Raw genomic sequence first — 24,648 nt, forward strand, 5'->3', positions numbered from 1 at the left:
TGCTTGCAGGCTTTTGCAGGCGGTAGAGTCTGCGCGCCTGCAAACAGGTTAGACATCAGTACGAGGTGGTCTGCAGTGGCAGCGGCGTTGCACACTGGCTGCCGGGTTGCAGGTAGGGTTGCAGGATAGGCGCCATGCCCTTGAGCACCTGTACCGGCAGTGCCGAGGTGAACCTGAAGTCCTTGGCGTCACTGCCGGGCACGAAGGCGGTGAGGGTGCCGAAGTGGTTGGGCCCCAGGTAGAACACGAAGGTGGCGGTGCGGTTGAGCACGCGGGAATTGATCACATGGCCGCCACGGCCCACCTGCTCGATGCGGTTGTCACCGGTGCCGGTTTTGCCGCCCAGCGGTAACAGCTCGCCCTGGATGTCGGTAAAGGTGCCTTGCAGGCGCCTGGCAGTACCTCCTTCGACCACGGTGTTGAGCGCTGCGCGCAGGACCCTGGCGACCTCCGGCTGCATTACCCGCACACCACCGCTGGGGCGCTGACCCAGGCGAGTTTCATAAGGTGTGTCGGTGGCAAAGTCGAGCTGCTCGATGCGCAGGCTCGGCAGGCGCAGGCCATCGTTCATGATGATACCCATGAGTTCCGCCAGCGCCGCCGGGCGATCGCCGGAGCTGCCCAGCGCCGTGGCGAGCGACGGCACCAGGTGCTCGAACGGATAGCCCAGACGCTGCCAGCGCTCATGGATATCAAGGAAGGCTTCAACCTCCAGCATGGTGCGGATGCGACTGTCGCGGGCACTTTTGTGGCGGGTGCGGAACAGCCAGCGGTACACATCCTGACGCTGGGTTTCGCTGGCATTGACGGCATCGCTGAAGGTGGCGATGGAGTGCTCAAGCCGGTAGCGCAGCAGCCAGAGTTCCAGCGGGTGCACGCGGGCTATATAGCCCTGGTCGGTGAGGTTGAAGGCGCCGGGGCCGTATTTGCTGTACAGGCCGGTGAGCTCCTTGTCGGTCAGTTTTTCACCGGGCAGGCGTTCGCGCAAAAAAGTATCGAAGCTGGCCTGAGCGGCATCCGGCATCAGGTAGCGATGCACGGCGGCGAGGCGCACCGGGGTCTGGCGCAGGCCGTCGAGAAAGATGTCCAGCTGTTCCTGAGGTGTCTTGTTGTTGTATTTGCGCCAGAAACGCAGCAAAAACACGCGGCCTTCCTTGTCGGCGAAGCGACGCAGGTAACCCTCGCGGCGGGGATCCTGGTCGTCTTTCAGCAGTTCACCGGTATTGCCCGGGGCCTGATAGATGCTGTAACGCACCAGGTCGCGCAGCAGGCGCACGAAGGGCAGGTTGAGGGACTCGCGCACAGCATCGTTTACGGTGGCCTGGCGGCCGTTGTCCTCACTGCGAAAGTTGCTGAAGGTATGCAGGCCGCCGCCGGTGAAAAAGCGCTCGTAGGGGCTGGCGGAGTAGCGCCGCTCCATGGCGGCCTGAAGCATGGTTTCAAGGTCGGGGTCAAAACCCCGGGCCAGGTAGTCCTGCACCCAACGGGTCAGGTAGTCGTCTGCGGCAACCTCCACCGCCAGCAGCTCGGTGCGGCTGAGGCCGGCAAAGCGCTGATGCAGTTCGGCGATAACGCCCAGGTAGTGCGCCAGCACCCGCAGCTTGGCGGTGGAGCCCAGCTCAAGCTTGCTGCCCTCGTTGATGTCAAATGGCTGGTCGGTGTTGTCGGTCTGCACCCGCACGCGGTTGCCATCCGAGCTGCGCTCGAACAGGGTGAAGCTGTAGCGCACCTGGTCGGTGTTGCTGGCCGACAGCAGCCGCTCGCCCAGCAGGCCTGTTTCGGTGGCGAAGGCCGGGTCTGCAAGGCGGCGCAGATACTGGCTGACATCACGTTGCAACTGCCCGACGAGGGTGCTGCCGGCGACCAGGTCGAGCCGGTCGAGGTCGTACAGGGGCAGCCCCAGCAGGCTGGAGAGGCGGGTGCGGGCGACATTGATGCCCTTGCTGCTGTCGACCTGATGCTGAATCGGGGTGTTGATCCAGTCGCGGAATTCGACCTGCTGTTCCAGTGCCGCGCTGCGCAGGGCATCATCGATCATGCCTGCCCGTGCCAGCAGGCGCACATGGCTGTCGGCGAGCTCGGCCAGATCGGAGCGGCCACGGTGGAGGTAATAGGAGGGTCTGCGCTGGGCGATCAGCAGTGACAGCACCTGGCGCAGCGCCAGACCGCGGGCCGCCAGGGTGGCGGCATCGGCGGGCTTGGCATCGTTGGCCGCGCCGAGCAACTGGTTGAGTTGGTCGAAGTCGGCGTTGAACCAGACCTTAAGGCCCGCCGCGAGACCATGCACTTCGCCATGCCCCGGCGCTGCGGCCAGGGGGACGGTGTTCAAATAATCGCGCACCACCCGCTGGCGCCACTCCAGCGTATCGGGCCCCTGCTGATAGGCGCGCACACTGGCCGAAAACATCTGGCGCAGCTTTTCATTGGGCGAGTCGGTCAGGCCTCTGGGGGAGTGGCGGTATTTTTCCAGCTGGGTCGCCAGAGTACTGCCGCCCGCCGAATCGCTGGCCAGGTCAAGGCGCTTTCCCAGCTGCGACAGTGCCGCCTTGACGAAGCGCGGCCAGTCGACGGCAGGGTTGGCGCGGGGCTGCGCCGGGTCCAGCAGGTCACGGTTTTCGATGAACAGCAGACTCTGCACCACCAGCGGGGGTATCACGGCAAAATTTGGATAATGCTGCTGCGGGTAGTCGAAGTTGTACAAAGGCTCCTTGCGACAGTCATAGATGGCCAGGCCCGTCTGGGATTTTTCCGGGTAGGGCACCGGCAGGCCGCGTTGGCCGTAACTAAGCAGTGGCTCGGAAAAACGCGTCTGTTGCAGAATCTCAAAGTTTTGCCGCTGCGCGCGCTGCAGCAGCTGTGGCAGACGTGCATATCCCATGCGCAGGTCAAACGGGCCGTGCTGGGGATAGAGGATGGCGTCACTGGGGCCGGGCTGCAACGTATATTGCAGCGTCTGGGCGTACCGGCTTAACTCCCGGGACTGCAGTTCAGCGGTGCGGATCTCGTGGGTCGCGAGCAGGCCGGCCACGGCAGCGACTGTGACCATCGGGGAAACCCAGAACAGCAATATAGACCGCCAGCGGTGGGGCTTTTGCCTGGCCAGTGTCGCGGGGCTAATCCCCTTTTTCGTGCTGGCAGTCCCGCCTGCATCAGATTGCAAATACGCCCCCATTCAAGTGACCCTGATTCATACATCATGACTACCGATGTCAGTATAGTCATCACTGACAACAATTTTTTTGTGCGGCGGAACAGGCTGGGTGTGCGCATCGGCAGCGATGCTGCGGCTCAGTGCGCTGTGCAGCCTTCTTCCTTGTATATCAATAGCATTGCGCCGGGGCTGTCCGCCAGAGGCCGGCGAGGAATATTTTTCGGCCAGCTCCTGGCCGTCTGTCTGGCGCCTTGCTGCGTTGCCGGGCTGCCTGAATTCGAGTCCCTTTGCACAGGCTTTTCGCCGTATTGATCAGGCCAGTTCGGAAGTCTGGCTTGGTGTCGACGGGGCTTTTTTCGGCCCTCATCGGAGTGTGGTTCGCGGTCTTGTTTGTCGTCTGGTGGCAAGGGCGCTGGCGCTCGGGGGTAGGGCTTCCATACTGCAACTGTCATTTTGATGCATTGCGGGAAAGAATCATGCCGACAAAAATAATTGAGCCCTGCGAGGGCGCCTATCAGTATCCACTTTTGATCAAGAGCCTGCTGCTGTCGGGGCAGCGTTATGCACAGCAGCGGGAAATCGTGCACGGGAGCAGGCGTTACAGCTACCGCGAGCTGAATCAACGCATCTGTCGTCTGGCCCATGTGCTTAGGGCGGCGGGCGTCGATGCTGGTGACACTGTAGCGGTGATGGACTGGGACAGCCATCGTTATCTGGAGGCTTACTTCGCGGTGCCGATGATCGGTGCCGTGCTGCACCATGTCAATGTGCGCCTGAGCCCGGATCAGGTGGGCTATACCATGCGCCATGCCGAGGATAATCTGGTGCTGGTGCATGATGACTTTCTGCCGCTGATCGAGGCGCTGGCGCCGACGCTGCCGAGCGTGCGCGGCTATATCCAGCTCAGTGATGCCGCCAAGGTCGCAACCTGCACGCTGGCGCCGCTGGGCGAATACGAGGCCCTGCTGGCGGCAGCCGACAGCCAGTATGACTTTCCCGATTTTGATGAAAACTCCATTGCCACGACCTTCTATACCACCGGAACCACTGGCAATCCCAAGGGAGTCTGTTTCAGCCATCGCCAGCTGGTGCTGCATACGCTAAACATGACCACGACCCTGGCGGCCTACGAGGGCTTTGCGCTGCTGCGCTCTGAAGACGTCTATATGCCCATGACGCCCATGTTCCATGTGCATGCCTGGGGTGTGCCCTATGCCGCCACCGCGCTTGGTGTAAAGCAGGTGTATCCGGGGCGCTATGACCCGGATCGACTGGTGCGGCTGTTCCGGGACGAAGGCGTGACCTTTTCCCACGGCGTGCCGACCGTGCTGCAGATGATTTTGAACTCTGAGGAAGCGGCCAAAACCGATCTCACTGGCTGGAAGCTGCTGACCGGCGGTGCGGCACCGACGCAGGGCATGGTGCGGCAGATGGCCGAACGCGGCATCCAGTTCTTTACCGGCTACGGTCTGTCCGAGAGCTGCCCGTTGCTGAGCGCCTCCTTCCTGACCCCGCAACAACATGATCTGCCGCTGGAGCAGCAACTGCCACTGCGCACATCCACCGGCGTGCCGGTGGGGTTGGTGGATCTGCATCTGGTGGATGCAACCGGGCAGCGGGTACCGGAAGATGGCAGCAGTATGGGCGAGATAGTGGTGCGGGCACCCTGGCTCACCCAGGGCTATTACCTCGATGCGCAAAAGGGGGCCGAACTTTGGCAGGGCGGCTGGATGCACACCGGCGATGTGGCCACTATAACGCCTGCCGGAGTGCTGCAGATTCGGGATCGCATCAAGGATGTGATCAAGACCGGCGGGGAGTGGGTGTCTTCGCTGCGGCTGGAAAACTTGATTAGCCAGCATACTGGGGTGGCCGAGGTCGCGGTGGTGGGCGTGCCGGATGCGCGCTGGGGTGAGCGTCCGCTGGCGCTGGTGGTCTTGGCGGCCGATGCGCAGCTTGAGCCGGGCGCGCTGGTGCAGCATCTGCAGCAGTTTGTCGGCAGTGGCGAGATCAGCAAGTGGGCCGTGCCGGACGAAATCCGCATCGTTGACGAGATCCCCAAAACCAGTGTGGGCAAGGTCAACAAGAAGCTGATTCGCGAGCAGCTGCAAGACGCCTGAAGCGACTGCGCTGGCGGTTCTTCAGGCACATCAGAGGCGGCGCTCTGGATAGCGGTGAAGCGCCTGTTTTTTATGCTATTCTTGCCGCCGAAATGTTGCGGACCGAGGCCACAAGCCCACCGCATCAGTAGCGAAATGACGGCGGTACCGGCAAGTCCGGTGCCGCCGTCATTGTGTGTGCAATTCAAATGGCTGCAGCCTATCGGCTCTGGCCCGACACACCTGCGTTATCCCGCCAGGTGCGTTGCAGATTCAGGAGACGTTTTATGTCCAGAATTGATTCGGTTCCGCGTTCCGATGCCGCCAGCAGCGGTGCTGTGACGCACCCTCAGTGGTCCTCCAGGCTGGCATTTATTCTTGCCGCCACGGGCTCCGCCGTTGGGCTGGGCAATATCTGGAAATTTCCCTATATCACCGGTGAAAACGGCGGCGGCGCCTTTGTGCTGGTGTACCTGCTGTGTATCCTGGTGGTGGGTCTGCCGATTCTGGCTGCAGAAATTTTGCTGGGGCGGCGCAGTGGCTGCAGTCCCATTCAGGGCATGGCACAGCTGGCCCGGCGCGATGGCGTGTCGGCGCGCTGGGGCTGGATGGCCTGGATCGGTTTTGTCGCGGCCTTTGTACTGTTGTCGTTTTATTCGGTGGTGGGCGGCTGGTCCCTGGCTTATGTCGGCCTTGCGGCTGAAGGGGCGTTCAGCGGTGCCGACGCCGCCACCATCGGCGGGATCTTTGGCCAGTTGCTGGAAGATCCCGTATTGCTGCTGCTGTGGCACAGCCTGTTCATGTTGCTGGTGGTGCTGATTGCCGGTAGCGGTGTGCGCGCCGGTATGGAACGCAGCATCAGGCTACTGATGCCGCTGCTGTTCGTGCTGCTGCTGGTGCTGGTGGGCTATGCGGCGGTGCGCGGCAACTTTGCTCAGGCACTGGGTTTCCTGTTTACACCGGATTTCAGCAAGCTGACCACCGAAGGTGTCCTGACTGCGCTGGGCCATGCTTTCTTTACCCTCAGTACCGGTATTTGCGTGATGATGGCCTATGGCTCCTACCTGCCAAAAAACGTCAATATCGCCCGTACCGTGGTGACCATTGGTTTGCTGGATACGCTGGTGGCTTTGCTGGCGGGGCTGGCGATCTTTCCGCTGGTATTCGCCAACGGCCTTGAGCCAGGCGCGGGCCCAGGGCTGATTTTCGTGACCCTGCCGCTGGCCTTTGGCCAGATGACCGGCGGTGTGGTGTTTGGCACCCTGTTCTTTGTATTGCTGCTGGTGGCCGCCGTGACTTCGGCCATCTCCATGATTGAACCGGTGGTTGAATGGCTGGAAGACAAGGGGATTGGCCGCATGCTGGGCGCGCTTATGTCCGGTGCCATGATCTGGCTGCTGGGCATTTGCACGGTGCTGTCCTTCAATATCTGGGCGCAGTTTCATCCGCTGGATTTTCTCGCCCGCTTTGAGGGCAAGACGCTGTTCGACCTGTTCGATTTTCTGGTGTCGAATCTGGCGTTGCCGCTGGGGGGGCTGGCGATTGCGCTCTACGCCGGCTGGGCCATGAAGCCGCAAACACTGCGCGAGGGTATCGGGCTGGGTGAGGGTCTTACTTTTCGGGTATTTCATTTCGTGCTGCGTTTTCTGAGCCCGGCGGCGGTGCTGGTGGTGTTTGTCTACAACCTTGGCTGAAGCCTGCCCAGGTTCGCGTACTTTTGCGGGGCTGGCAAAACTGCTAGTGTGACCTTCTTTTTGTGCTGAACAGGTTGAACCGCGACTATGAGTCGTTCGCAAGAGTTTGATATTCCGGACCTGGGGCCTGCACGGGAAGGTGCTGCCCCAGGCCGCGGTCAGGCCGAGCCACCGCCTCGCCGTGCCGCTCCAGTACCGCCACCACCGGCCAAGGGCGGCAACCTGTTGCACAGCCTGGTGCTGGTGCTGCTGACCGCAGCGGCCAGCGGCCTGGGCTACTGGGGTTACGGCTTGCAGCAGCAGCTGAATGACAGCCTGGAGCAACAGGCGCAGGCGGCACAGCGACTGACTGATCTGGAGCAACTGCTTGAGGTCACCAGTGACAGTGCCAGCCAGTCGGGTCAGACGCTCAGCGGCCGGCTGGAACAGCAAGGCAAAACGGCGGCCGAAAAATATCAGCATTTCGATTCCGAAATCGCCAAGCTCTGGACCATCGCTTATCAGAGCAACAAGCCCAAGCTCGAAGCCCAGGAAAAGCTGCTGGCCACCCAAACGGAATTACAGGCACAGCAGAGCAAGCAGCTTGAGGTACAGGCGGCTCAACTGACTCAGCTGGCGCCACTGGCGGAGCAGTTCAAGGCTCAGGCCGCCCAACAGCAGTCTCAGACCGTGCAACTAGAGTCCCAGGCCGCGCAACTGCAGTCTCAGGTTGCACAACTAGAGTCCCTGGCGACTGAGGTTAAATCCCTGCAAGCGGGGTTGGCGGCCAGCGACAAGGCGCGTGTTGCAACCGACAAGCAGCTGGTAGCACTGGCGGGGCTGGAAAAGGGGCAGGCCAGCCTCAAGGGCGATCTGGATAAAACCGTGCAGGAGCTCAGGCGCTCCCTCGCGACCCTGGAAACCCAGGTGCGTATCAGTGAAGAAGTGCAATCGGAGAAGGTGGTCGCCCAGCAGCAGGCGTTGCGCAAGCTCAGTGACAAGGTGGCGACGCTGGAAGCCGGTGCCGGCAACACCGATGTGAGCCGCCGTGTGCGTGTCAATGAGCAGGCGATTCAGGCCATAGATGGCAGTCGCCGGCAGCTGAATCAGGAATTGCTGCAAATGCGTCAGCAGCTCAACAATCTGCAGTTGCGGCTGCAGTAAGCGTTTGATTCGACTCAGCCGCGAATTTGCAGCGGTTGCGTCTCTGTCCTGCATACAGCGGGCCCTGCTGTACTATTGCTGAATCAGGCATTGCGTCGCCGGCGTCGGCAGGGCAGAATGACCCGTCTATCTATAAGGCTAATAGCTACTAGTGAAGAAATTACGTGCATTTTTTGCACTCAAGCTGAACGATCAGATGGTGCGTAGATTGTCTGATCATGCTGATACCCTGTGCACCTACGACCGCCACATGGAAGTGAACTGGGCGAACTCCGAAAGTTATCACCTGACGCTCTGTTTTCTGGGCGATATCGGGATTTCCCAGGTCGATACCCTTGAACGCCTGACGCGCGAACAGCTGTCTCAGGTTGATCCTTTCCATGTCCGTCTCAATGCTGTCGACTACTATCCGGTCAGTCGCAGGCTTGCGCTGGTCGCTGCCCTGAGCGAGGGCAGTGAAGAGCTGCAATCGCTGCATCAGCAGATAGTGCAGGTGGCCGTCGCGGCGGGGCTTGATTATGACGACACGGACTTCCGGCCCCACGTGACCCTCGGGCGCCTGCCGGCGGACAACAGCTTTGAGCCTCCGGCCAGCTGGCCTGTGCTTGATCTGCAAAGCCCGGCGTCTTCAGTGGTGCTCTACATGAGCAAGGTCGGCGAGCGCGGTTCTCTTTATACTCCCCTGTTCGAAGTACCGCTGCAGTATTCGCTGCCTCGGGTGCGCTCCGCCTGAATGCGCCCTGTTGATGCCTGATTCCAGCCTGAGCCTGTCGCGGGCTGGTGCCATGGCGAGTTCATTTTCTTCCCCTCTGTGATTCCTTCTATCCCGCGCTCGGCAACGCACTTTGCGCTGTTATGCGAAGTGATCCCGTACCGACCACAAGCTCGAGTTTGAGCTTGGCCTCTTCATGAAATTTACTCATAGTCATATTAATCCGCGTCTATGTCTCGTAGGCTGAATTGAACCTTGGATCGCACCTGTGGTGTGAAAACAGGGCGGACGCCGTTTGTCTTGCTGCTGCCTGTCGCCGTGACGGAGTGCAGGGCGTGGGGCACAGAGCTCGCTCAAGAATTTTCGAAGTGGCCATGCCGTTTTGCGAAGCGGATGAGTTGCCGGTTAGGCCCTCAAGCAACGGGAGACGCAAGGATGAACGATATCAGTGGCCGTTATTTTGATGATGCTGAATATGAACGACGTCGTCGCCAGGTCCGGGACGGAATGTCTATCCGCGGGCTGGATGCCTGCCTGATCGCCAGCCCCGAAAATATTTACTACCTCACAGGCCTGGATCACCAGGGCTATTTTGCCTGCCAGCTGCTGATCCTGCCGGCCAGTGGTCAGCCGGTTCTGATCACCCGGGCGATGGAGAAGGCCACAGTGCGCGACCAGGCGCCCGATGTACTGCATGTCGGCTATACCGACGGCACCGAGCCGCCGCCGGGCAATAACGCTGGCGATGAGCTGATCGATAAAACCTGGTCGCTGACCATGGGGGCGCCGACACGGGAACCCCGGCGCCGGCCCTATCTGATGCCCAGTGCAGCGGTGCGCGAAACGGTGCGGGCGCTCTGCGACGCGGGGCTTTCGAAAGCGGTGATCGGCATCGATATGAACAGCACCTTCCTGCCCTACTCGATTGCCGAAGGGATCATGAATGGCGTGCCGGATGCCGACTGGCAGCAACTCGAGAGCCTGGTCGACGATGTCCGCATCGTACAGTCGCCGGCGGAGTTGGAGCTGACGCGTCAGGCCGCAGCTATTTCGGATTCCATGATACTGTCGGCCATTGCCGCGGCCGGCCCCGGCGTTCATGCCCGCGAGGTCATGGCGGCGATCTATGACGCCATGTTCCGGCGTGGCGGTACTTATCCCGGCTTCGTGCCGCTGGTGCGCTCGACCCGTAACCTGGCCCACGAGCACGGCACCTGGGAGGATATGACACTGGTGTCGGGTGACCTGCTGTTTCTCGAAATGGCCGGCTGCGCGCGACGCTACCATGCACCGGTCGGTCGCTTCGTTTTTATTGGCGAAGAACCGCCAGAGGCACAGAACGTCAATGCTGTTTGTCGTGAAGCGATGATGGCAGCCGCCGATATCATCCGGCCCGGCGCCCTGGCCGGTGATGTCTATGAAGCCTGGCAGGCGGTGCTCGATCGTCATGACCTGTCGCACTATTCACGCCATCACTGCGGTTACTCGATTGGTATTGGCTATCCACCGAGCTGGTCCGGCAGCGGCGTGCCTGTCGGGCTGCGGCGTAATTCTCAAATGCGCCTGCGCGAAGGCATGACCTTTCATCTGATGAGCTGGTTGCTGAATTCCGGTATCGGCGATGCTTTTCTGTCCGATACCGTGGAGGTGACGGCTGACGGCTGCACCTTCCTTACGCTGGCGAATCGTGACGTGCTGGTTCGATAGCAGCCGGTATTCAATTCTGGAGGTACCCATGGAGGCAGTGCGAGGGCATCTGCTGGCCAGCGACAATGCTTCGGGGGTTCATCCCGAGGTGATGGCCAGGCTGGCTGAAGTGAATCAGGGTCATGTGCCGGGCTACGGCGCCGATGAAGTGACGCAGCAGGCATTGGCGCGTTTCAAGGCGCTGTTCGGCGAGCAGAGCGAAACCCTGTTGCTGTTCAATGGCACCGCTGCCAACGTACTGGCCCTCAAGGGCATGGTGCAGAGCCATGAGGCGGTCTTTTGCAGCGAGGAGGCGCACCTGCAGGTCGATGAATGCGGGGCGCCGGAACATTTTGTCGGCTGCAAGCTGCTACCAGTACCGAGCCTTGAGGGCAAACTGAGCCTGGCCAAAATCGAACAGCGGCTGGCGGCCGAGCGAGATGTGGTGCACCGCAGCCAGCCGCGGGTGATCTCGTTGGCCCAGGCCACCGAGCGCGGTTCCGTCTACAGCCTTGAAGAGCTGCGGGCCATCACGGCGTTCGCCCGGGAGCGGGCACTGCTGGTGCATATGGACGGCGCGCGGCTTGCCAATGCCGCGGCGGCGCTTGGCGTCGGGTTCGCCGAGATGACGGCGGATCTGGGCATTGATGTGCTGTCCTTCGGCGGTACCAAGAATGGCCTGATGATGGCCGAGGCGCTGGTGGTGCTGAACCCGGCACTGCAGCAAGCCTATCCCTATATACGCAAGCAGGGCATGCAGCTGGCTTCGAAGCAGCGCTTTCTGGCGGCCCAGTTCCTGGCCTATTTCGACAACCGGCTGTGGCAGCGCAATGCCGCTAACGCCAATGCGATGGCGACCTACCTGGCCGAACAGCTGGTGCAGTTCGAACAGGTCCGCTTGAGCGCAGCGGTCGAGGTCAATATGGTGTTTGCGCAGCTGCCGACCGCCTGGGTCGAGCCGCTGCTGCAACATACGCCCTTGCTGGTGTGGCCGGGCGAGGCCGTCTCAGAAGTGCGCCTGGTGACCTCCTTCGATACCTGTCCCGGGGATATCGATCAATTTGTACATCACATAGACCGCTTGTCCCGTCGTTAAGGGCTTATGCCGCATTACTGACAGACACAGGGATCGGTCAGCGAGGCTCCCGTCAAACCAGACCATCTTTACCCGCAAAGGATTCATAGCAGACCAGGAGGCACGTCCATGAGCCAGATCGAAGTCCATAACCCCTTTACCGGGGAGCAGGTGTTCTCGCAGCCATCGCAAAGCATCGAGGCTATCAGCATGCATATTGATGCAGCCCAGGGGGCGTCCCGTGCCTGGCAGGTGATCAGTCCGGCGGAGCGGGCGCGCCATGTACTGACAGCGCTGGATTATTTTCGTAACCACTGCGATGCGATCGCCGCAGGCATCACGCGGGAAGTCGGCAAGCCGCTGGCGGCGGCGAAGGAGGAGCTGACGTTCATGCTGGAACGGGCCCAGTACCTGTGCCGCTTTGCCACCGACGGCGCGCTCGAGGCCAGGCGATATCCTGAGTACGAGGACGAGGGGTTCGAAGGGCGCATCGAGTGCCGGGCCAAGGGCGTGGTCTATATCATCACGCCCTGGAATTACCCGCTGTTCTGCGCCATTAACGGCACCGTCTGCGCCTTGCTGAGCGGCAACGCGGTGCTGCTCAAGCACAGCACAGCGCCCTCGGTCGGCGGCCATTTCGAGCAAGCCTTCGGGTCGATGGCCGGAATCGATCATTTGCTGATTCACGCGGTGGTGGATTATGAGGTCTCGGCACGCATTATCGAAGAAACTGATATCAACCATCTGGTCTTTACCGGGTCGGTGCAGGGCGGTCGTGTGGTGCAGCAGAGCGTTGCCAAGCGTGCTTTTAATGCGGTGCCGGAGCCCTTTATTCAGTGTTCTCTGGAACTGGGTGGCAGCGATGCCGCCTATATCGCCGAGGATGCCGATCTCGAACAGGCGGCTTTCTGGGCGGTGAAGATCGGTCGGCTGCATAACTCCGGACAGTCCTGCTGTGCGGTAAAGCGGGTGTTTGTCCACGCCAGCCGTTACGACGATTTTCTGGCCCGGGCCCAGGCAATCATGGAGAGTGAAAAAAGCGGTGACCCAATGGCGCCCGACACAACTCTGGGGCCACTGCATGGCGGCGAGCGGGCGGTTACAGGGCTGCTCGATATGGTGCGTCAGGCACAGCACGGTGGCGCCCGGGTCTGCACCGGCGGCGAGACCGAGCAGATCGGTGGTGTGACCTTTCTGAAGCCGACGCTGCTGGCCGAGGTGACGCCGACAATGCAGGTGCTGCAGGAGGAAACCTTCGGACCGGTACTGCCGGTCATGCAGGTGGCCAATGACGAGGAAGCGGTACGGCAGGTGTGCAACAGCCGCTATGGCCTGACGGCATCGATTTTCACCCGGTCGCGGGAACGGGCCGAACGCTTTGTGGCGGCCGTCGATACCGGCACGGTTTATGTCAATCGCTGCAATTTTGTCGATGCCAGGCTCTGCTGGATCGGTCAGCGCGCCTCAGGTAACGGCTCCCTGGCGCTGGCCCCCGAGGGGCTGCAGGCTTTCAGTGCGCGCAAATCGGTGAATCTGGATCCCAGCCAGCTGAAATAGAACTGTTTGCGGGCGTCAGCAGATGGCGCCCCGGGAGTCTGACATGGCACTACTACCCCCCTGCCCGGATACCGCGCTGATGCGGGAGCTGAGCGAAACGCGGCGCGGTTTTCACCGTATTCCCGAGCTGTCCTGGACCGAATACCTGACCACGGCACGGCTCTGTACCGAGCTCGAAGCCCTGGGCTTTGCCGTGGCATGGGGACAGGCGCTTTACGGCACGCAACAGCCCCCCAATCCGCCGGATGTGGAAACGGATCGTATCGCCTATGCACGAGCCGAACAGGTACTCGGCGTCGGCAACCGCTATCTGCCGTCGATGCAGGGCAATCGCACCGGGCTGGTTGCGACGCTTGAAGGCTCCTTGGCGGCAACGGAACCAGGGCCTGTGTTCGGCTTTCGCTTTGATATCGATGCGCTGCCGGTCACGGAAAGCCAGGACGCCGAGCATCAGCCTGCGGCCGAGGGCTTTGCCTCGGAACATGCCGGCATTATGCATGCGTGCGGGCATGACGGCCATCTGACCATCGGTCTTGGGCTGGCGCGTCGGCTGGCGGCGAGCCGCGCGCGCTGGGCCGGCAAGGTGCATTTCTTTTTCCAGCCGGCCGAGGAGGTGGCCGGCGGTGGTCTGCTGTTCGCCGGGCTGCCACAGATGGCCGAGGTGGAACGTTTCCTGACGCTGCACCTGGGGATTGTCGATCGCTACCGCATCATTTTCGATGCCACCTGGATTGCGGCGCGTATCTACGATGTCGTATTCCACGGCCGCGCCAGTCATGCCGGTAATGCGCCCCAGGATGGCCGCAATGCGCTGCTGGCGGCGTGCCAGGCGGTGCAGGGCCTCTATGCACTGCCGCGTCACAGCGCCGGCATGTCGCGGGTCAATGTCGGGCGCTTTGTTTCCGACAATGCCCACAATGTGATCGCCGACGAGGTGCGTTTTCGTTACGAGGTGCGAGGCGCCGATAATGAAATCTGCGACTTTATGGCCGCGGCGGCCGAGCAGGTGCTTGAGGGCGCGGCCCGCATGAACGGCGTGACCTGGGAGCGCCAGGTGTTTGCTGAATTCTCCAGCTACCCCAACAGCCGGGCGCTGGCTGAAGAGGTCGCGGTGACGGCGCTGGAAATAGGTTTGCCCGAGGCGCTGCTGCAGGACAGTTTTCTGGTTTCGGCCAGTGAGGATGCGGGATTTCTGATCCAGAAGGTACGCGAGCAGGGCGGCGAGGCGACCCATCTGATCCTGGGTTCGCCGGTCGGTGGCGGTCACCACTGCGGCACCTTTGATTTTGACGAACAGATGCTGGGCTGGGGCGTGCTGCTGTTTGAGCGCCTGGTACTGAATAGCACCCAGACATGATCTTGCCTCCTAACCTGACCTGCCCGGAGTCGGCTGGAGGTCAGAGGGCTTCACCCTGATCCCGCGCCCCGGTGTACGCGCTTGTCGGCTCACAACTCTCGTCTTTGGCTAATTGGTGTATAATCGCGCCGCGATACGATAAAGCAGGCCCGGGGCCAGACCCCGTGAGCCCAAGCAGCCGAGAGGGATTCGCCCTGTAATAGAGCTGCAAACCAATGACCCTGAGCCAGACGGAGAGTCTCAATGAGCGTGATTCGCCAAGACGATTTCATCAGCAGCGTCGCAGACGCGCTGCAATTCATCTCCTACTATCACCCGATCGACTTTGTTCAGGGCGTGCATGAGGCCTATCTGAAGGAACAAAACCCGGCCGCCAAAGATGCCATGGCGCAGATTTTGATCAATTCCCGCATGAGTGCGGAAGGTCGTCGGCCGATTTGCCAGGACACCGGTATTGTAACCGTGTTCGTCAAGGTGGGCATGAATGTCACCTGGGACGCCACCATGGGCGTCACCGACATGATCAACGAAGGCGTGCGCCGTGCCTACACGCACCCGGACAACGTGCTGCGCGCTTCCATTCTGGCGGACCCCGCCGGCAAGCGTCAGAACACCAAGGACAACACGCCGGCGGTTATCCACTACGAAATCGTTGAAGGCGATGAGGTGGATGTACAGATCGCCGCCAAGGGCGGTGGTTCCGAGAACAAGTCCAAGATGGTGATGCTTAACCCGTCCGACAGCATTGTCGACTGGGTCGTCAAGACAGTTCCTACCATGGGGGCTGGCTGGTGCCCGCCGGGCATGCTGGGTCTGGGCATTGGCGGCACGGCCGAGAAGGCCGCGGTACTGGCCAAGGAATCACTGATGGATTCCATCGACATCCATGAGCTGCGCGAGCGTGGCCCGCAGAACCGGGTTGAAGAGCTGCGTCTGGAAATCATGGATGCGGTCAATGCGCTGGGCATCGGTGCCCAGGGTCTGGGTGGCCTGACCACGGTGCTGGACGTCAAGATCAAGGATTATCCGACCCACGCGGCCTCCCTGCCGGTGTGCATGATCCCCAACTGTGCCGCCACTCGTCACACGCATTTCACCCTCAATGGTAATGGCCCGGCCATTCTGACGCCGCCGAGCCTGGAAGACTGGCCGCAGGTTACCGCCGAAGTCGGTGCCAACACGCGCCGGGTCAACCTCGATGGCATTACGCCTGAAGACGTTGCCACCTGGAAGGTCGGTGAAACTGTGCTGTTGAACGGCAAGATGCTGACCGGACGTGATGCGGCGCACAAGCGCATGATTGAAATGCTCAACAGGGGTGAAGAGCTGCCGGTCGACCTGAAGGGACGCTTTATCTACTACGTAGGCCCGGTTGATCCGGTGCGTGACGAAGTGGTGGGTCCGGCAGGCCCCACCACGGCAACCCGCATGGACAAGTTCACCCGTCAGATCCTGGACCAGACCGGTCTGCTGGGCATGATCGGCAAGTCCGAGCGTGGCCCCGTGGCTATCGAAGCGATCAAGGACTACAAGGCGGTCTACCTGATGGCTGTTGGTGGCGCAGCTTACCTCGTGTCCAAGGCGATTGTCGGCGCCAAGGTGCTGGCCTTCGAGGAAATGGGCATGGAAGCGATCTACGAGTTTGACGTCAAGGACATGCCGGTTACGGTGGCGGTGGATGTGAACGGCGAGTCGGTGCACAACACCGGCCCCGCCAAGTGGAAAGAAATCATCGCCCGTTCCGCCTGATCCTGGCGGCACAGATCAGACAGAGCTGCATTGGCGCGCTGATCAGACCATAAAAAAATCCGGAGTCCTGTTGAGGGGCTCCGGATTTTTACATTTAGCTTTTATAGCTGTCTTTTGTCATTGCCCTTTGAGTCAGCCTTATATGCCTGCGATCTTTGCCGTGCATGCTTGTGCTGGGTGTTGCTCAGGCGCAATCGAGCTCCTTTTCAATTTTGCGTTTGGCATCAAGATAGCGGGGCATGGGGCCTATATCCTCGTAAATCGGGTCGCCGTCTTCGATGCGGATGATCTTGGGGCCCGGGCGATAGGGCATTTTTTCTTCGACTTCCATCAGAATGGTATGCAGAAGCGATGTGCAGACTTCTTCCCGGGTCAGGCCGAAAGCGCTGGCCATGGCTTCTATTCTGACGAGGTCCTCGCGGGCAAGGGTGACATTTAGATCGGTCAGGCTGCTCTCATGCAGGGCTTTGCGTTCAAGCTCTTCGAGCAGGCGGGATACATGGCTGACAGGCATGGGGCATCTCCTCTGGTGACTACAGTGTAAAAGCTAGTCCAGTCACGGGGATTTGGCGAGGGGTTTTGCCAAGGCTGTGGCTGCTGCTGCCGGCAAGATGCATGGTTTATATCATCCGGCCTTTTCTCTAGAATGTTGCACTTGCGAAATATTAACGGGGACCTTGCGGGTTATGGCGAATATCAAAATTCTGGTGGGATCAACTTTCGGGGCGACCCAGGAAATAGCCGAGGATTGCGCGGCGCAACTTCAGGCGCTGGGTCATGTTGCCAGGGTGTTGCGTCAGGCGCAGTTTGACGATGTGGTGGCTGAGGACACAGAGGTGTTGCTGGTGTGTTCGGCTACCATTGGCCAGGGTGAAGTGCCGGAAAATCTGCTGCCGCTGTACCTGGAACTGCGTGATCGTTTTCCGCTGCTGCCCAAGGTGGGTTTTGCCGTGCTTGCCCGGGGTGACAGTTCCTACGATGATTTCGCCGAGGGCGGTCGCCAGGTGGCTGACCTGCTGCGCGAGCTGCAGCTGCGCGAACTGGTGTCGCCGCTGTTTCTGGATGCCTGCGAAACCATGGATCCGGAAGCCGAGGTGGATGCCTGGATTCAGGGGTTGGCTGCGAAAATCTGACCAGGCGCCCGCGGGAACCGGTACCCAGGCACCGGTTCGCGCGAATAGGGTTGTGCTACTTCTTCAGGAAGCCGCAGCGCTGCAGAAATGCCAGCATGTGCGGGCGCGCTTCCTTGATCAGCATGCCGGAAATCTGTTCGCTCCAGCTCATCACCTTGGCAGCCCCGGTGCGGGTGCGGTAGTACTCGCGCACTTCCTCATCATACCGGGCGATCACCGCAGTATCCTGGCTGTCGTCATAGCGATCCTGCTTCAGTACCACTGACAGCGGCAGCCGTGGCTTGGTTTCCGGACTCTGGTCGGGGAAACCCAGGCACATGCCAAACACCGGATAGACCAGCTCCGGCAGTTCCAGCAATTCTGCGACTTCGGCGATTTCATTGCGCAGACCCCCTATATAGACAATGCCCAGCCCCAGTGACTCGGCGGCGATGGCCACGTTCTGTGCAAACAGGGCGGCGTCGGCGGTGGCGGTGATGAACTGCTCGGTGAAGCCGGACTGCATCTGGGCCTGGTGCATGTCGCAGGCCAGCTGGTGGCGCTTCATATCGGCGCAGAACACCAGAAAGGTCGGCGCTGCGGCAATATAGGCCTGGTTACCGGCGCAGGCCGCGAGGCGCTCACGCTTGGCGGGGTCCTGTACCTGAATCACGGTGCAGGCTTGCAGGAAGCTGGACGTCGCGGCGGCCTGACCGGCGCGTACCAGTTCGTCGACGGTGCTCTGGTCGATCGGCTCGGCGGTAAATTTGCGGATGGAACGGTGGGATTTAAGTAATTCGATAACCTGATTCATGTAAGCGGATCTCCTTTGCAGCGGGCATTCTAGCGCCTTGGCCCCGCTGGCGTCACTGTATGAGGCGTGTAACAGGGTTTCAATCGATAATGCAGCGAAATGTCAGGTTGAGGCGGGGCGTGCAGTGCCTGCGGGTGCGTGGCAGGGCGTGTTGCCAGTGATGCTGGGTGCTGCCGCGCATCAGCAGCAGAGAACCATCATCCAGCAGCAGCTCGATCTTGGGCTGCTGCCGGTCTGTGCGATGGCGCAGAACAAAGCGCCGCGGCTGGCCCAGGCTCAAAGACGCTATGACCGGATCAAGGCCGAGTTCCGGCTCATCATCGCTGTGCCAGCCCATGCTGTCTTCGCCGTCGCGATAGAGGTTGAGCAGAGCGCAGTTGAAGGGGGCGGGCTCCACCGCCGTGATGCGCCGGCGCAACTGTTCGATCAGCGGGTGCCAGGGCCTCGCTTCCAGCAACAGGCCGGAATAGCGGTAGTGCAGCCCCGGTTCACCCTGAAACTGCTGCAGGCGCGGAATGGCATGTTCACGGCCGAACAGCCGGATGCGGTCCTGGCGCCAGTCGATTTCCAGGCTCAGGCACCTGATCAGCTGCTTGCTCTGCTGCGTATCGACAAAGCCGCGCACTACCACCAGGTCGGCACCAGGGGCCTGAATTATTTGCGTGTTTTCCTCCTCGTGCATGCCCGTGCTCCTGGGTGGCATTTGTAGCGTTTTTTACTTGCTTGCGGCTCTTTATGTGCTTGCGGAAGGCTCAGTGCCGACGCGCTGCTACTGTATCAGAGCGGCTTAGCTGTTAGAATCCGGCCTGTTCCGAGCACCCGATCGTGGGGCGCCAGTCTGCCCGTTGCGACAGCCTGAGCTACTATTCAAGGGACGGCTGTGCCTGGGTTGAATGGCGGCGGCAGCCTTGATTCCCCGCACAGGAGATACGCTTATGCTCAGATCCGTCAAGGCATCGGACTACATGGCTCGGGACCTGGTGACCTTTACGCCGGACACCGATCTGTTTCAGGCCATACATCAACTGTTAGCGCGCAAGATCAGCGGTGCTCCTGTGGTGAACGATGAGGGTGCGCTGGTGGGGGTGCTGTCGGAGGTCGACTGCCTGAGGGCTATCCTGACCCTGACCTATCACGAGGAGGAGTTTGGCGGTAAGGTCTCGCAGTACATGTCGCAGGATATCTGTACCATCGAGTACGATGCCGATATCATCAAGGTCGCCGAGACCTTTATCAAAAATGGCATGCGCCGTCTGCCGGTGGTTCAGCGCGGCAAGCTGATCGGACAGATCAGCCGGTGCGATGTATTGCGCGCCGTGGAAGTCTTTGCCCTGGATGGCTGAGCGGCGCTCTGGGCTGCGTGGGTGTCGGGACGGCAGTCGTCACCAGGCGGGCTCAAGTCTGACCACCTTTATTACACTGGAGTCTCATGGGTTATCGCTTCCCGGAACAACCGATTCTGTTCTATCCCTCCCTGGCAAGGCGCATCGGCAGTGATGAGGCCTTGCTGCTGGCCATTTATCACGACCGGGCTCGCAATGGCGGGCGTGCCGAGCCCTCTGAACTGGTGCTGAGCCGTGCTCATTGGCTGAAAATCGCCGACTTCTGGGATGAGGACTACCTGCGCAGTATCACCGAGAGTCTGGTGCGCCAGGGCTGTATCCTGGCCTCGGTCGACAGTGCACTGGTGCGGCTCAGCCTGGAGCCCCAGGACCGTCCCCAATCAGCCGAGGGTGCTATTGAGGCTGATGAGTCAGTCGATTCTGTCGCCGCCAGGGCTGCAACGGCCGCGCCTGTTACCGAGAAAACTAAGGCGGCAGGGCTGGCGGATGTAGACTCTGTGCATGGCGGGCATTCTGAGGAACAGACCCCGTCGCAGTGGCCTGAGTCTGCGCCGCAATACGCGCCAGTACCCACAGCGCGGCCCCATCGTCATCCTGATCCGGCGCGACGCTGGGATCTTCCTGCTCAAACTACTGAGCCGGTAAAAGAGCAGGTTGCAGAATCCTATGCCGAGCGGTATCCAGAGCCGAGTCGCCAGACCCCGCCCCGCCCCCAGGCTGATGCGCTCAGTCGGCTGGCTGTACACGATACGCCGCCCCGCCCGTTGACGCGCCAGGCGTTGCGCGCGACGCCGCAAACCATTCAGGCGCGCGGGCCTGCGCCAACCTTTGGCGGTGCCAGTGGCTGGCGGCGGCACAAGGATGAACTGCAGGTGCTGTTCGAGCAGCATGAAGAACGCAATCAGCAGCTTAAACCCATGCAGCTCGGCTGGCAGCCCTCGGAAACCTTCTTTGCGCTGCTGCCAAGGCACAATATTACTGTTGAGTACGCCGAGGGTCTGCTGGATGAGTTTGTGCTCTACTGGCTCGACAAGGACCGCAAGGAAACCAACTGGGATCAAAAATTTCTCGCCTGGGTGAAACGGGAATGGGTACGCAAGCAAACCCGTGATGGCCGGGATTCCGGCGCCGACAAAGAGCGACAGACAGGTTTTAAAAATGAAAACACCCGCCGAGATACTCGGGAAAAACGCAAACAGGTTACCGCAGCAATCATGGACATCCGCGACACCGACTGGTAATCGCGGCGCCGGTGAGAAGGATGCGGGGCCTTTGCCGCTGGAAACCAAGGCGCTGGTGAACATGCTGTTTGCGCGCTTTATGGCGATCTATGGCCACAAGTTCAAGAGCTGCTTTGAAACCCAGGATGAGATCCGCATCGCCAAGCGCGAGTGGGCCTTGAGCCTGCGGGGGTACGGCGAGCGCGAACTGGTGTCGGCTATCGACCACTGCAAGGAGCAGCTGGCCTGGATGCCCACCATCTCGGAATTTCTCAAGATTCTGCACGAGCAGGAAGGGAATTTCGGTCTGCCCGGCGTGTTGCGGGCCTACGAGGAGGCGTGCATGCATGCCGATCGTCCGACGCGGCACCCGTGGTCCCATCCGGCGGTCTATCAGGCCGGGCGTGCGACCGGCTGGTTTCGGCTGCGTTCCGAAGAGCAGCGCCGGGTACTGCCCGATTTTCGCTACAACTACGAGGTGATGTCGCGCCGGGTACGCGAGGGTGAAGACCTGAGCGTGGCGGTGGCGGTGGGTCTGCCCGATGGACGCAGCAATACGCTGGTGGCCTTTATTCAGCGCTGGGGCGAGGAGCAGGAACTGGCACCTGAGGTGGCCGCGTCACTGCTGTACTACCTCACCAAGCCCAAGGGCTCGCGCGTACGAGACCTGTACCGTGATGCGTCCGAGAAGAAGGTGCAGCAGCTGGGCCTTAGCCTCGAGCTGCCGCTGGATTACCAGTAACGCCTTGAGACTGGCTAGCTCAGCGCTGGCCTATGGCCTAGTGGCTGGAAAAATTGCTGCCAAACATGGCGCCGATCGCCGCCGACAGGGTTTCGCTGCGCTCGGGATTGCGAAACGCCTGCATGATGGGCCGGCGCAGTGCCGGCATGAACATCAGGTCGGCCATAACGCGCGAAAATCCGTTCTGACCCGTATCTCCCGCCGCCAGGCGTTCCAGAAATGCCTGCAGCAGCGCAGGATCCTTGAGGCTCTCGCAGCAGCGGGTTGCAATCGCCACCAGTACTTCCGTTTCCAGTGCACGCTCACTGGCCAGTATCCGGCTCAGCCAGGCCTGCCTGAAGGTGTCGCTGGTGCTGTTGGATAGCGCCCGTACCAGCGCTGCCAGCATTCCCTGATCACCCCCGTGCTGTTTCAGGCACTGATCAAGGCGAGGCTGCAGCGCCTGCATCAGGCGGTGGCTCGGCTCAACATGTTCCAGTGCACAGCACAGTGCCTGCAGAGGAGCGTCGGGCAGCTGCGCCAGGGCGCCGATCAGCAGGGCCTCGTTATTGCCCTGTTCAAGGCGTACCACTATGTCGGCGATGCCCTGCAGGCCCAGATTGGGCCACTGATCAAATCCGAGCTGGCCGGCAAAATAATGTTGCGCATATTCGTAGTGCTGGGACGCGGGCAGCCCCAGTACGACCTTGGCATGGGCATGAAAGATGGCCATTTTTTCGGCGTCGGGCTTGAACGAAAAGGGATTATCCTTGAGTGCGTCTGGGCCACCATCGAGCAGGCCGCTGATGTTCTGCAACAGGCGTTGCAGCAGATCGTCCCGCACGGCCTGAATCAGGAAGCCCTGCTCATCCAGCGGCAGCTTGAGAAACCAGACGGCATTGCGCTGGGGTTCTTTGGGATGCCACATCAGCAGACCGACCCAGGCGTGGTGCAGATAGGGCTGGGGGTAGGCGATCTGCCCCTGTTCAACACGGCCAAAGACCTCGGCAGATACCTTGCTGACCCGTCGGCCCATGTCAAACAGGCGGCAGCGCGCACCGGTCTGGTGAATCAGGTCCAGTAACGATTGAATAGGGTCCACAGTGCTGTCCTCGGGTCCGGTGCATCAAGGGGGCGGATTTTACCAGTCTGGCGCAGGCGAGGACAGCCGGGTTGTCAGCCCGCGAGCAGGGTCGCTTCGGCTTGCTCCACCGCACTGACGCTGCCGCGCAGAATTACGATGTCGTTGTCCTGCAGTTGTGTATCTATATCGACGGCGCTGAGTAGCTCATCGCCCCGGCGTATGGATTCCACCTCGGCCTTGATGTGCAGTTCACGCAGGCTGTGGCCGGCGCCGTGGCAACCGGGCGACAGTACCACCGGGTGCAGCACTTCGGCCTGGGCGCCACGGTGATCAAGCTTGCGGGACTGGCCGCCATGGTAGTAGCCATGCAGCAGGCGGTAGCGTTCCTCGCGCACACGGTTAATGCGTGACTCTATGGCGTCGCGGGGAATGTCCAGCAGCGTCAGTACGTGGGAGACCAGCATCAGGCTGCCCTCCAGGGCTTCGGGAATGACCTCGGTGGCACCGGCATCCTGCAGCTCCTGCAGGCGACTGTCATCCTGGGTGCGCACCAGCACCGGCAGGTCGGGGAAGTGGTGCTTGAGGCCATGCAGGGCGATCAGGGCATCGCTGTCGCTGGGGAAGGTGAGGATCAGCAGCCGGGCCCGGCTTGAGCCCAGGGTCTTCAGCAGGTCCGTGCGCCTGGCGTCACCATAATAGATGCGCTCGCCCGCCGCCGCGGCCTCCTGCACACGCACCGGGTCGCTGTCGATGGTGATGTAGGGGATCTGCAGCGGTTGCAGGAAGCGAGTGATGACCTGGCCGACGCGGCCATAGCCGCAAAGGATAACGTGGTCGGACAGCTCTTCCAGGTCTTCCGGCAGCGGTGCGTTGCGGGCCGGCACTGTGGCGTCCTTGGCGGGCCTGTGGATACGTCGACTCAGGGTGGCGCTAAAGCGAATCAGCAGGGGTGTGCACAGCATGCTGAGAATAATAATGGCGACCACCTGGGCGTTCAGTTCGCTGCTGATCAGCTGGTGGCTTGAGGCCAGGGTGAGCAGGGCGAAGCCGAATTCTCCCCCCTGGGCCAGGCAGATGCCGGCGCGCAGCGCATTGCTCATGTCCCGCTGCAACAGCCAGGCCGCCAGCGCAATCAGGCTGGCCTTGAGCAGCATAAGGCCCAGCGTCAGCAACAGTACCCAGTGTCCGTTGTGCACCAGTGCGGCCAGGTTCAGCTGCATGCCCACCGAGACAAAGAAGAGTCCGAGCAGCACATCGCGGAACGGGCGTATATCGGCTTCAAGCTGATGACGGTAGCGGCTTTCGCCCAGCATCATGCCGGCGAGGAAGCCGCCGAGCGCCATCGACAGGCCGGCGGCATGGGTGAGCCAGGCGGCGGTGAGGGCTGCTACCAGGGTGGTCAGCACAAAGAGCTCGTCCGAGCGGGACCTGGCAACCTCGTTGAGCAGGCGCGGCAGCAGGGTGCGGCCAAACAGGAGCAGGGCGACGAGAATTGCGCCTCCCTGCAGCAGCGTGGGTATCAGGCTGTGCAGGTTGATAGAGGCATGATCGCTGGCCAGTGTCGGCACCAGAATAAGGAAAAAGACCGCCGCCAGGTCCTGGAAGATGAGTATGGCCACGGATAATCGGCCGTGGGGCGCATTGATTTCGCTGCGTCGGATCAGTTCGCGGGTGACGATAGCCGTGGATGACAGCGCCAGGGCGCCGGCGACAACCAGGCTGGCGGCGAAGGGCAGGCCGGCGAGCATGGCCAGCCCCATGATCAGCGCACTGGTGGCCAGTACCTGGATGGAGCCCAGGCCAAATACCGTGCGGCGCATGGCAATCATGCGGGGCAGGGAAAACTCCAGTCCCAGCATGAACAGCAGAAAGACGACGCCCAGCTCGCTGAGCAGGGCAATGCTGTTGTCGTTGCTGACCAGCCCCAGTGCGTAGGGACCCAATAGGCTGCCGACGCAGAGGTACGCCAGTATGGGGGGCAGGCCGATGCGGCGAAACAGGCTGATGACCACCACGGCGGCGGCAATGATGGTCAGAAACTGATGGAAAAATCCCTGTTCCATGGATGGCAGTTCCGTCACTGGAAGCGAATAGGAGTCATATCAGGCCGGCGATAGGCCTGATATGACGG

The 24,648-nt window shown here is 61.3% G+C and carries 19 protein-coding genes; 13 read left to right on the forward strand and 6 right to left on the reverse strand.

Annotated features, from left to right (window positions below; translation table 11 throughout):
• Window positions 1–55: 55 nt before the first annotated feature.
• Window positions 56–3,046 carry a transglycosylase domain-containing protein gene (locus A8C75_RS06000; protein ID WP_227819842.1) on the reverse strand — a complete coding sequence of 997 codons (2,991 nt, stop codon included), beginning with the start codon at window positions 3,044–3,046 and terminating at the stop codon, window positions 56–58.
• A 581-nt stretch (window positions 3,047–3,627) separates the two neighbouring features.
• Between A8C75_RS06000 and A8C75_RS06010 the strand changes: the two genes are divergently transcribed.
• The 9 genes from A8C75_RS06010 to A8C75_RS06050 all read left to right on the forward strand — a co-directional run bounded on the left by A8C75_RS06010 (window position 3,628) and on the right by A8C75_RS06050 (window position 16,223).
• Window positions 3,628–5,271, forward strand: coding sequence for a fatty acid--CoA ligase (locus A8C75_RS06010; protein WP_227819843.1), 1,644 nt, complete (start codon window positions 3,628–3,630; stop codon window positions 5,269–5,271).
• Window positions 5,272–5,537: 266 nt separating this feature from the next.
• Window positions 5,538–6,944: a sodium-dependent transporter gene (locus tag A8C75_RS06015; RefSeq protein ID WP_067379455.1), complete on the forward strand. Its 1,407-nt coding sequence runs from the start codon at window positions 5,538–5,540 to the stop codon at window positions 6,942–6,944.
• Window positions 6,945–7,031: 87 nt separating this feature from the next.
• On the forward strand, window positions 7,032–8,087 hold the full coding sequence (locus A8C75_RS06020; protein WP_067379458.1) for a coiled-coil domain-containing protein: 1,056 nt from the start codon (window positions 7,032–7,034) through the stop codon (window positions 8,085–8,087).
• 151 nt (window positions 8,088–8,238) lie between these two features.
• Complete coding sequence (thpR, locus tag A8C75_RS06025) at window positions 8,239–8,820, forward strand: RNA 2',3'-cyclic phosphodiesterase (RefSeq protein ID WP_227819844.1); 582 nt, start codon at window positions 8,239–8,241, stop codon at window positions 8,818–8,820.
• 414 nt (window positions 8,821–9,234) lie between these two features.
• Complete coding sequence (locus A8C75_RS06030) at window positions 9,235–10,506, forward strand: M24 family metallopeptidase (protein WP_067379461.1); 1,272 nt, start codon at window positions 9,235–9,237, stop codon at window positions 10,504–10,506.
• Between the two features lie 28 nt (window positions 10,507–10,534).
• Entirely contained in the window at window positions 10,535–11,581 is a 1,047-nt protein-coding gene (locus A8C75_RS06035; protein ID WP_067379464.1) for a threonine aldolase family protein, read from the forward strand.
• A gap of 108 nt (window positions 11,582–11,689) precedes the next feature.
• On the forward strand, window positions 11,690–13,117 hold the full coding sequence (locus tag A8C75_RS06040) for an aldehyde dehydrogenase family protein (protein WP_067379467.1): 1,428 nt from the start codon (window positions 11,690–11,692) through the stop codon (window positions 13,115–13,117).
• Between the two features lie 43 nt (window positions 13,118–13,160).
• A complete protein-coding gene (locus A8C75_RS06045) occupies window positions 13,161–14,474 on the forward strand; it encodes an amidohydrolase (RefSeq protein WP_067379470.1) in 1,314 nt (437 codons plus the stop codon).
• A 243-nt stretch (window positions 14,475–14,717) separates the two neighbouring features.
• Window positions 14,718–16,223: a fumarate hydratase gene (locus A8C75_RS06050; protein WP_067379473.1), complete on the forward strand. Its 1,506-nt coding sequence runs from the start codon at window positions 14,718–14,720 to the stop codon at window positions 16,221–16,223.
• A 184-nt stretch (window positions 16,224–16,407) separates the two neighbouring features.
• Here A8C75_RS06050 and A8C75_RS06055 read toward each other — a convergent pair whose 3' ends face one another.
• On the reverse strand, window positions 16,408–16,737 hold the full coding sequence (locus A8C75_RS06055) for a hypothetical protein (protein WP_067379476.1): 330 nt from the start codon (window positions 16,735–16,737) through the stop codon (window positions 16,408–16,410).
• Window positions 16,738–16,909: 172 nt separating this feature from the next.
• Here A8C75_RS06055 and A8C75_RS06060 point away from each other — a divergent pair, with 172 nt between their 5' ends.
• A complete protein-coding gene (locus A8C75_RS06060) occupies window positions 16,910–17,356 on the forward strand; it encodes a flavodoxin domain-containing protein (RefSeq protein WP_067379478.1) in 447 nt (148 codons plus the stop codon).
• Between the two features lie 55 nt (window positions 17,357–17,411).
• Here A8C75_RS06060 and nfsA read toward each other — a convergent pair whose 3' ends face one another.
• The gene (nfsA, locus tag A8C75_RS06065; RefSeq protein ID WP_067379481.1) at window positions 17,412–18,149 is read right to left on the reverse strand and encodes an oxygen-insensitive NADPH nitroreductase; all 738 of its coding nucleotides are present in this window, start codon (window positions 18,147–18,149) and stop codon (window positions 17,412–17,414) included.
• 79 nt (window positions 18,150–18,228) lie between these two features.
• Window positions 18,229–18,831, reverse strand: coding sequence for an alpha-ketoglutarate-dependent dioxygenase AlkB family protein (locus A8C75_RS06070; RefSeq protein WP_067379484.1), 603 nt, complete (start codon window positions 18,829–18,831; stop codon window positions 18,229–18,231).
• Window positions 18,832–19,084: 253 nt separating this feature from the next.
• Between A8C75_RS06070 and A8C75_RS06075 the strand changes: the two genes are divergently transcribed.
• From A8C75_RS06075 to A8C75_RS06085, 3 genes are all read left to right on the forward strand, one after another.
• Complete coding sequence (locus tag A8C75_RS06075; protein WP_067379487.1) at window positions 19,085–19,492, forward strand: CBS domain-containing protein; 408 nt, start codon at window positions 19,085–19,087, stop codon at window positions 19,490–19,492.
• A gap of 86 nt (window positions 19,493–19,578) precedes the next feature.
• Window positions 19,579–20,733 (forward strand): DnaT-like ssDNA-binding domain-containing protein, encoded by a 1,155-nt coding sequence (locus A8C75_RS06080; protein WP_067379490.1) that lies wholly within the window; start codon window positions 19,579–19,581, stop codon window positions 20,731–20,733.
• Between the two features lie 31 nt (window positions 20,734–20,764).
• Window positions 20,765–21,454 (forward strand): replication protein P, encoded by a 690-nt coding sequence (locus A8C75_RS06085; protein WP_227819845.1) that lies wholly within the window; start codon window positions 20,765–20,767, stop codon window positions 21,452–21,454.
• A 37-nt stretch (window positions 21,455–21,491) separates the two neighbouring features.
• Here A8C75_RS06085 and A8C75_RS06090 read toward each other — a convergent pair whose 3' ends face one another.
• Window positions 21,492–22,535: a DUF3549 family protein gene (locus tag A8C75_RS06090; RefSeq protein ID WP_067379493.1), complete on the reverse strand. Its 1,044-nt coding sequence runs from the start codon at window positions 22,533–22,535 to the stop codon at window positions 21,492–21,494.
• A 74-nt stretch (window positions 22,536–22,609) separates the two neighbouring features.
• Window positions 22,610–24,580, reverse strand: coding sequence for a monovalent cation:proton antiporter family protein (locus A8C75_RS06095; RefSeq protein WP_067379496.1), 1,971 nt, complete (start codon window positions 24,578–24,580; stop codon window positions 22,610–22,612).
• Window positions 24,581–24,648: the final 68 nt, after the last annotated feature.

It is taken from the genome of Marinobacterium aestuarii (assembly GCF_001651805.1).
In the GTDB taxonomy this organism is placed as follows: domain Bacteria; phylum Pseudomonadota; class Gammaproteobacteria; order Pseudomonadales; family Balneatricaceae; genus Marinobacterium_A; species Marinobacterium_A aestuarii.

Bases quoted from the DNA above. Each gene is read 5' to 3' on its own strand.
- A8C75_RS06000 (WP_227819842.1), bottom strand. From the start codon at position 3,046: ATGGTCACAGTCGCTGCCGTGGCCGGCCTGCTCGCGACCCACGAGATC.
- A8C75_RS06010 (WP_227819843.1), top strand. From the start codon at position 3,628: ATGCCGACAAAAATAATTGAGCCCTGCGAGGGCGCCTATCAGTATCCA.
- A8C75_RS06015 (WP_067379455.1), top strand. From the start codon at position 5,538: ATGTCCAGAATTGATTCGGTTCCGCGTTCCGATGCCGCCAGCAGCGGT.
- A8C75_RS06020 (WP_067379458.1), top strand. From the start codon at position 7,032: ATGAGTCGTTCGCAAGAGTTTGATATTCCGGACCTGGGGCCTGCACGG.
- A8C75_RS06030 (WP_067379461.1), top strand. From the start codon at position 9,235: ATGAACGATATCAGTGGCCGTTATTTTGATGATGCTGAATATGAACGA.
- A8C75_RS06035 (WP_067379464.1), top strand. From the start codon at position 10,535: ATGGAGGCAGTGCGAGGGCATCTGCTGGCCAGCGACAATGCTTCGGGG.
- A8C75_RS06040 (WP_067379467.1), top strand. From the start codon at position 11,690: ATGAGCCAGATCGAAGTCCATAACCCCTTTACCGGGGAGCAGGTGTTC.
- A8C75_RS06045 (WP_067379470.1), top strand. From the start codon at position 13,161: ATGGCACTACTACCCCCCTGCCCGGATACCGCGCTGATGCGGGAGCTG.
- A8C75_RS06050 (WP_067379473.1), top strand. From the start codon at position 14,718: ATGAGCGTGATTCGCCAAGACGATTTCATCAGCAGCGTCGCAGACGCG.
- A8C75_RS06055 (WP_067379476.1), bottom strand. From the start codon at position 16,737: ATGCCTGTCAGCCATGTATCCCGCCTGCTCGAAGAGCTTGAACGCAAA.
- A8C75_RS06060 (WP_067379478.1), top strand. From the start codon at position 16,910: ATGGCGAATATCAAAATTCTGGTGGGATCAACTTTCGGGGCGACCCAG.
- nfsA (WP_067379481.1), bottom strand. From the start codon at position 18,149: ATGAATCAGGTTATCGAATTACTTAAATCCCACCGTTCCATCCGCAAA.
- A8C75_RS06070 (WP_067379484.1), bottom strand. From the start codon at position 18,831: ATGCACGAGGAGGAAAACACGCAAATAATTCAGGCCCCTGGTGCCGAC.
- A8C75_RS06075 (WP_067379487.1), top strand. From the start codon at position 19,085: ATGCTCAGATCCGTCAAGGCATCGGACTACATGGCTCGGGACCTGGTG.
- A8C75_RS06080 (WP_067379490.1), top strand. From the start codon at position 19,579: ATGGGTTATCGCTTCCCGGAACAACCGATTCTGTTCTATCCCTCCCTG.
- A8C75_RS06095 (WP_067379496.1), bottom strand. From the start codon at position 24,580: ATGGAACAGGGATTTTTCCATCAGTTTCTGACCATCATTGCCGCCGCC.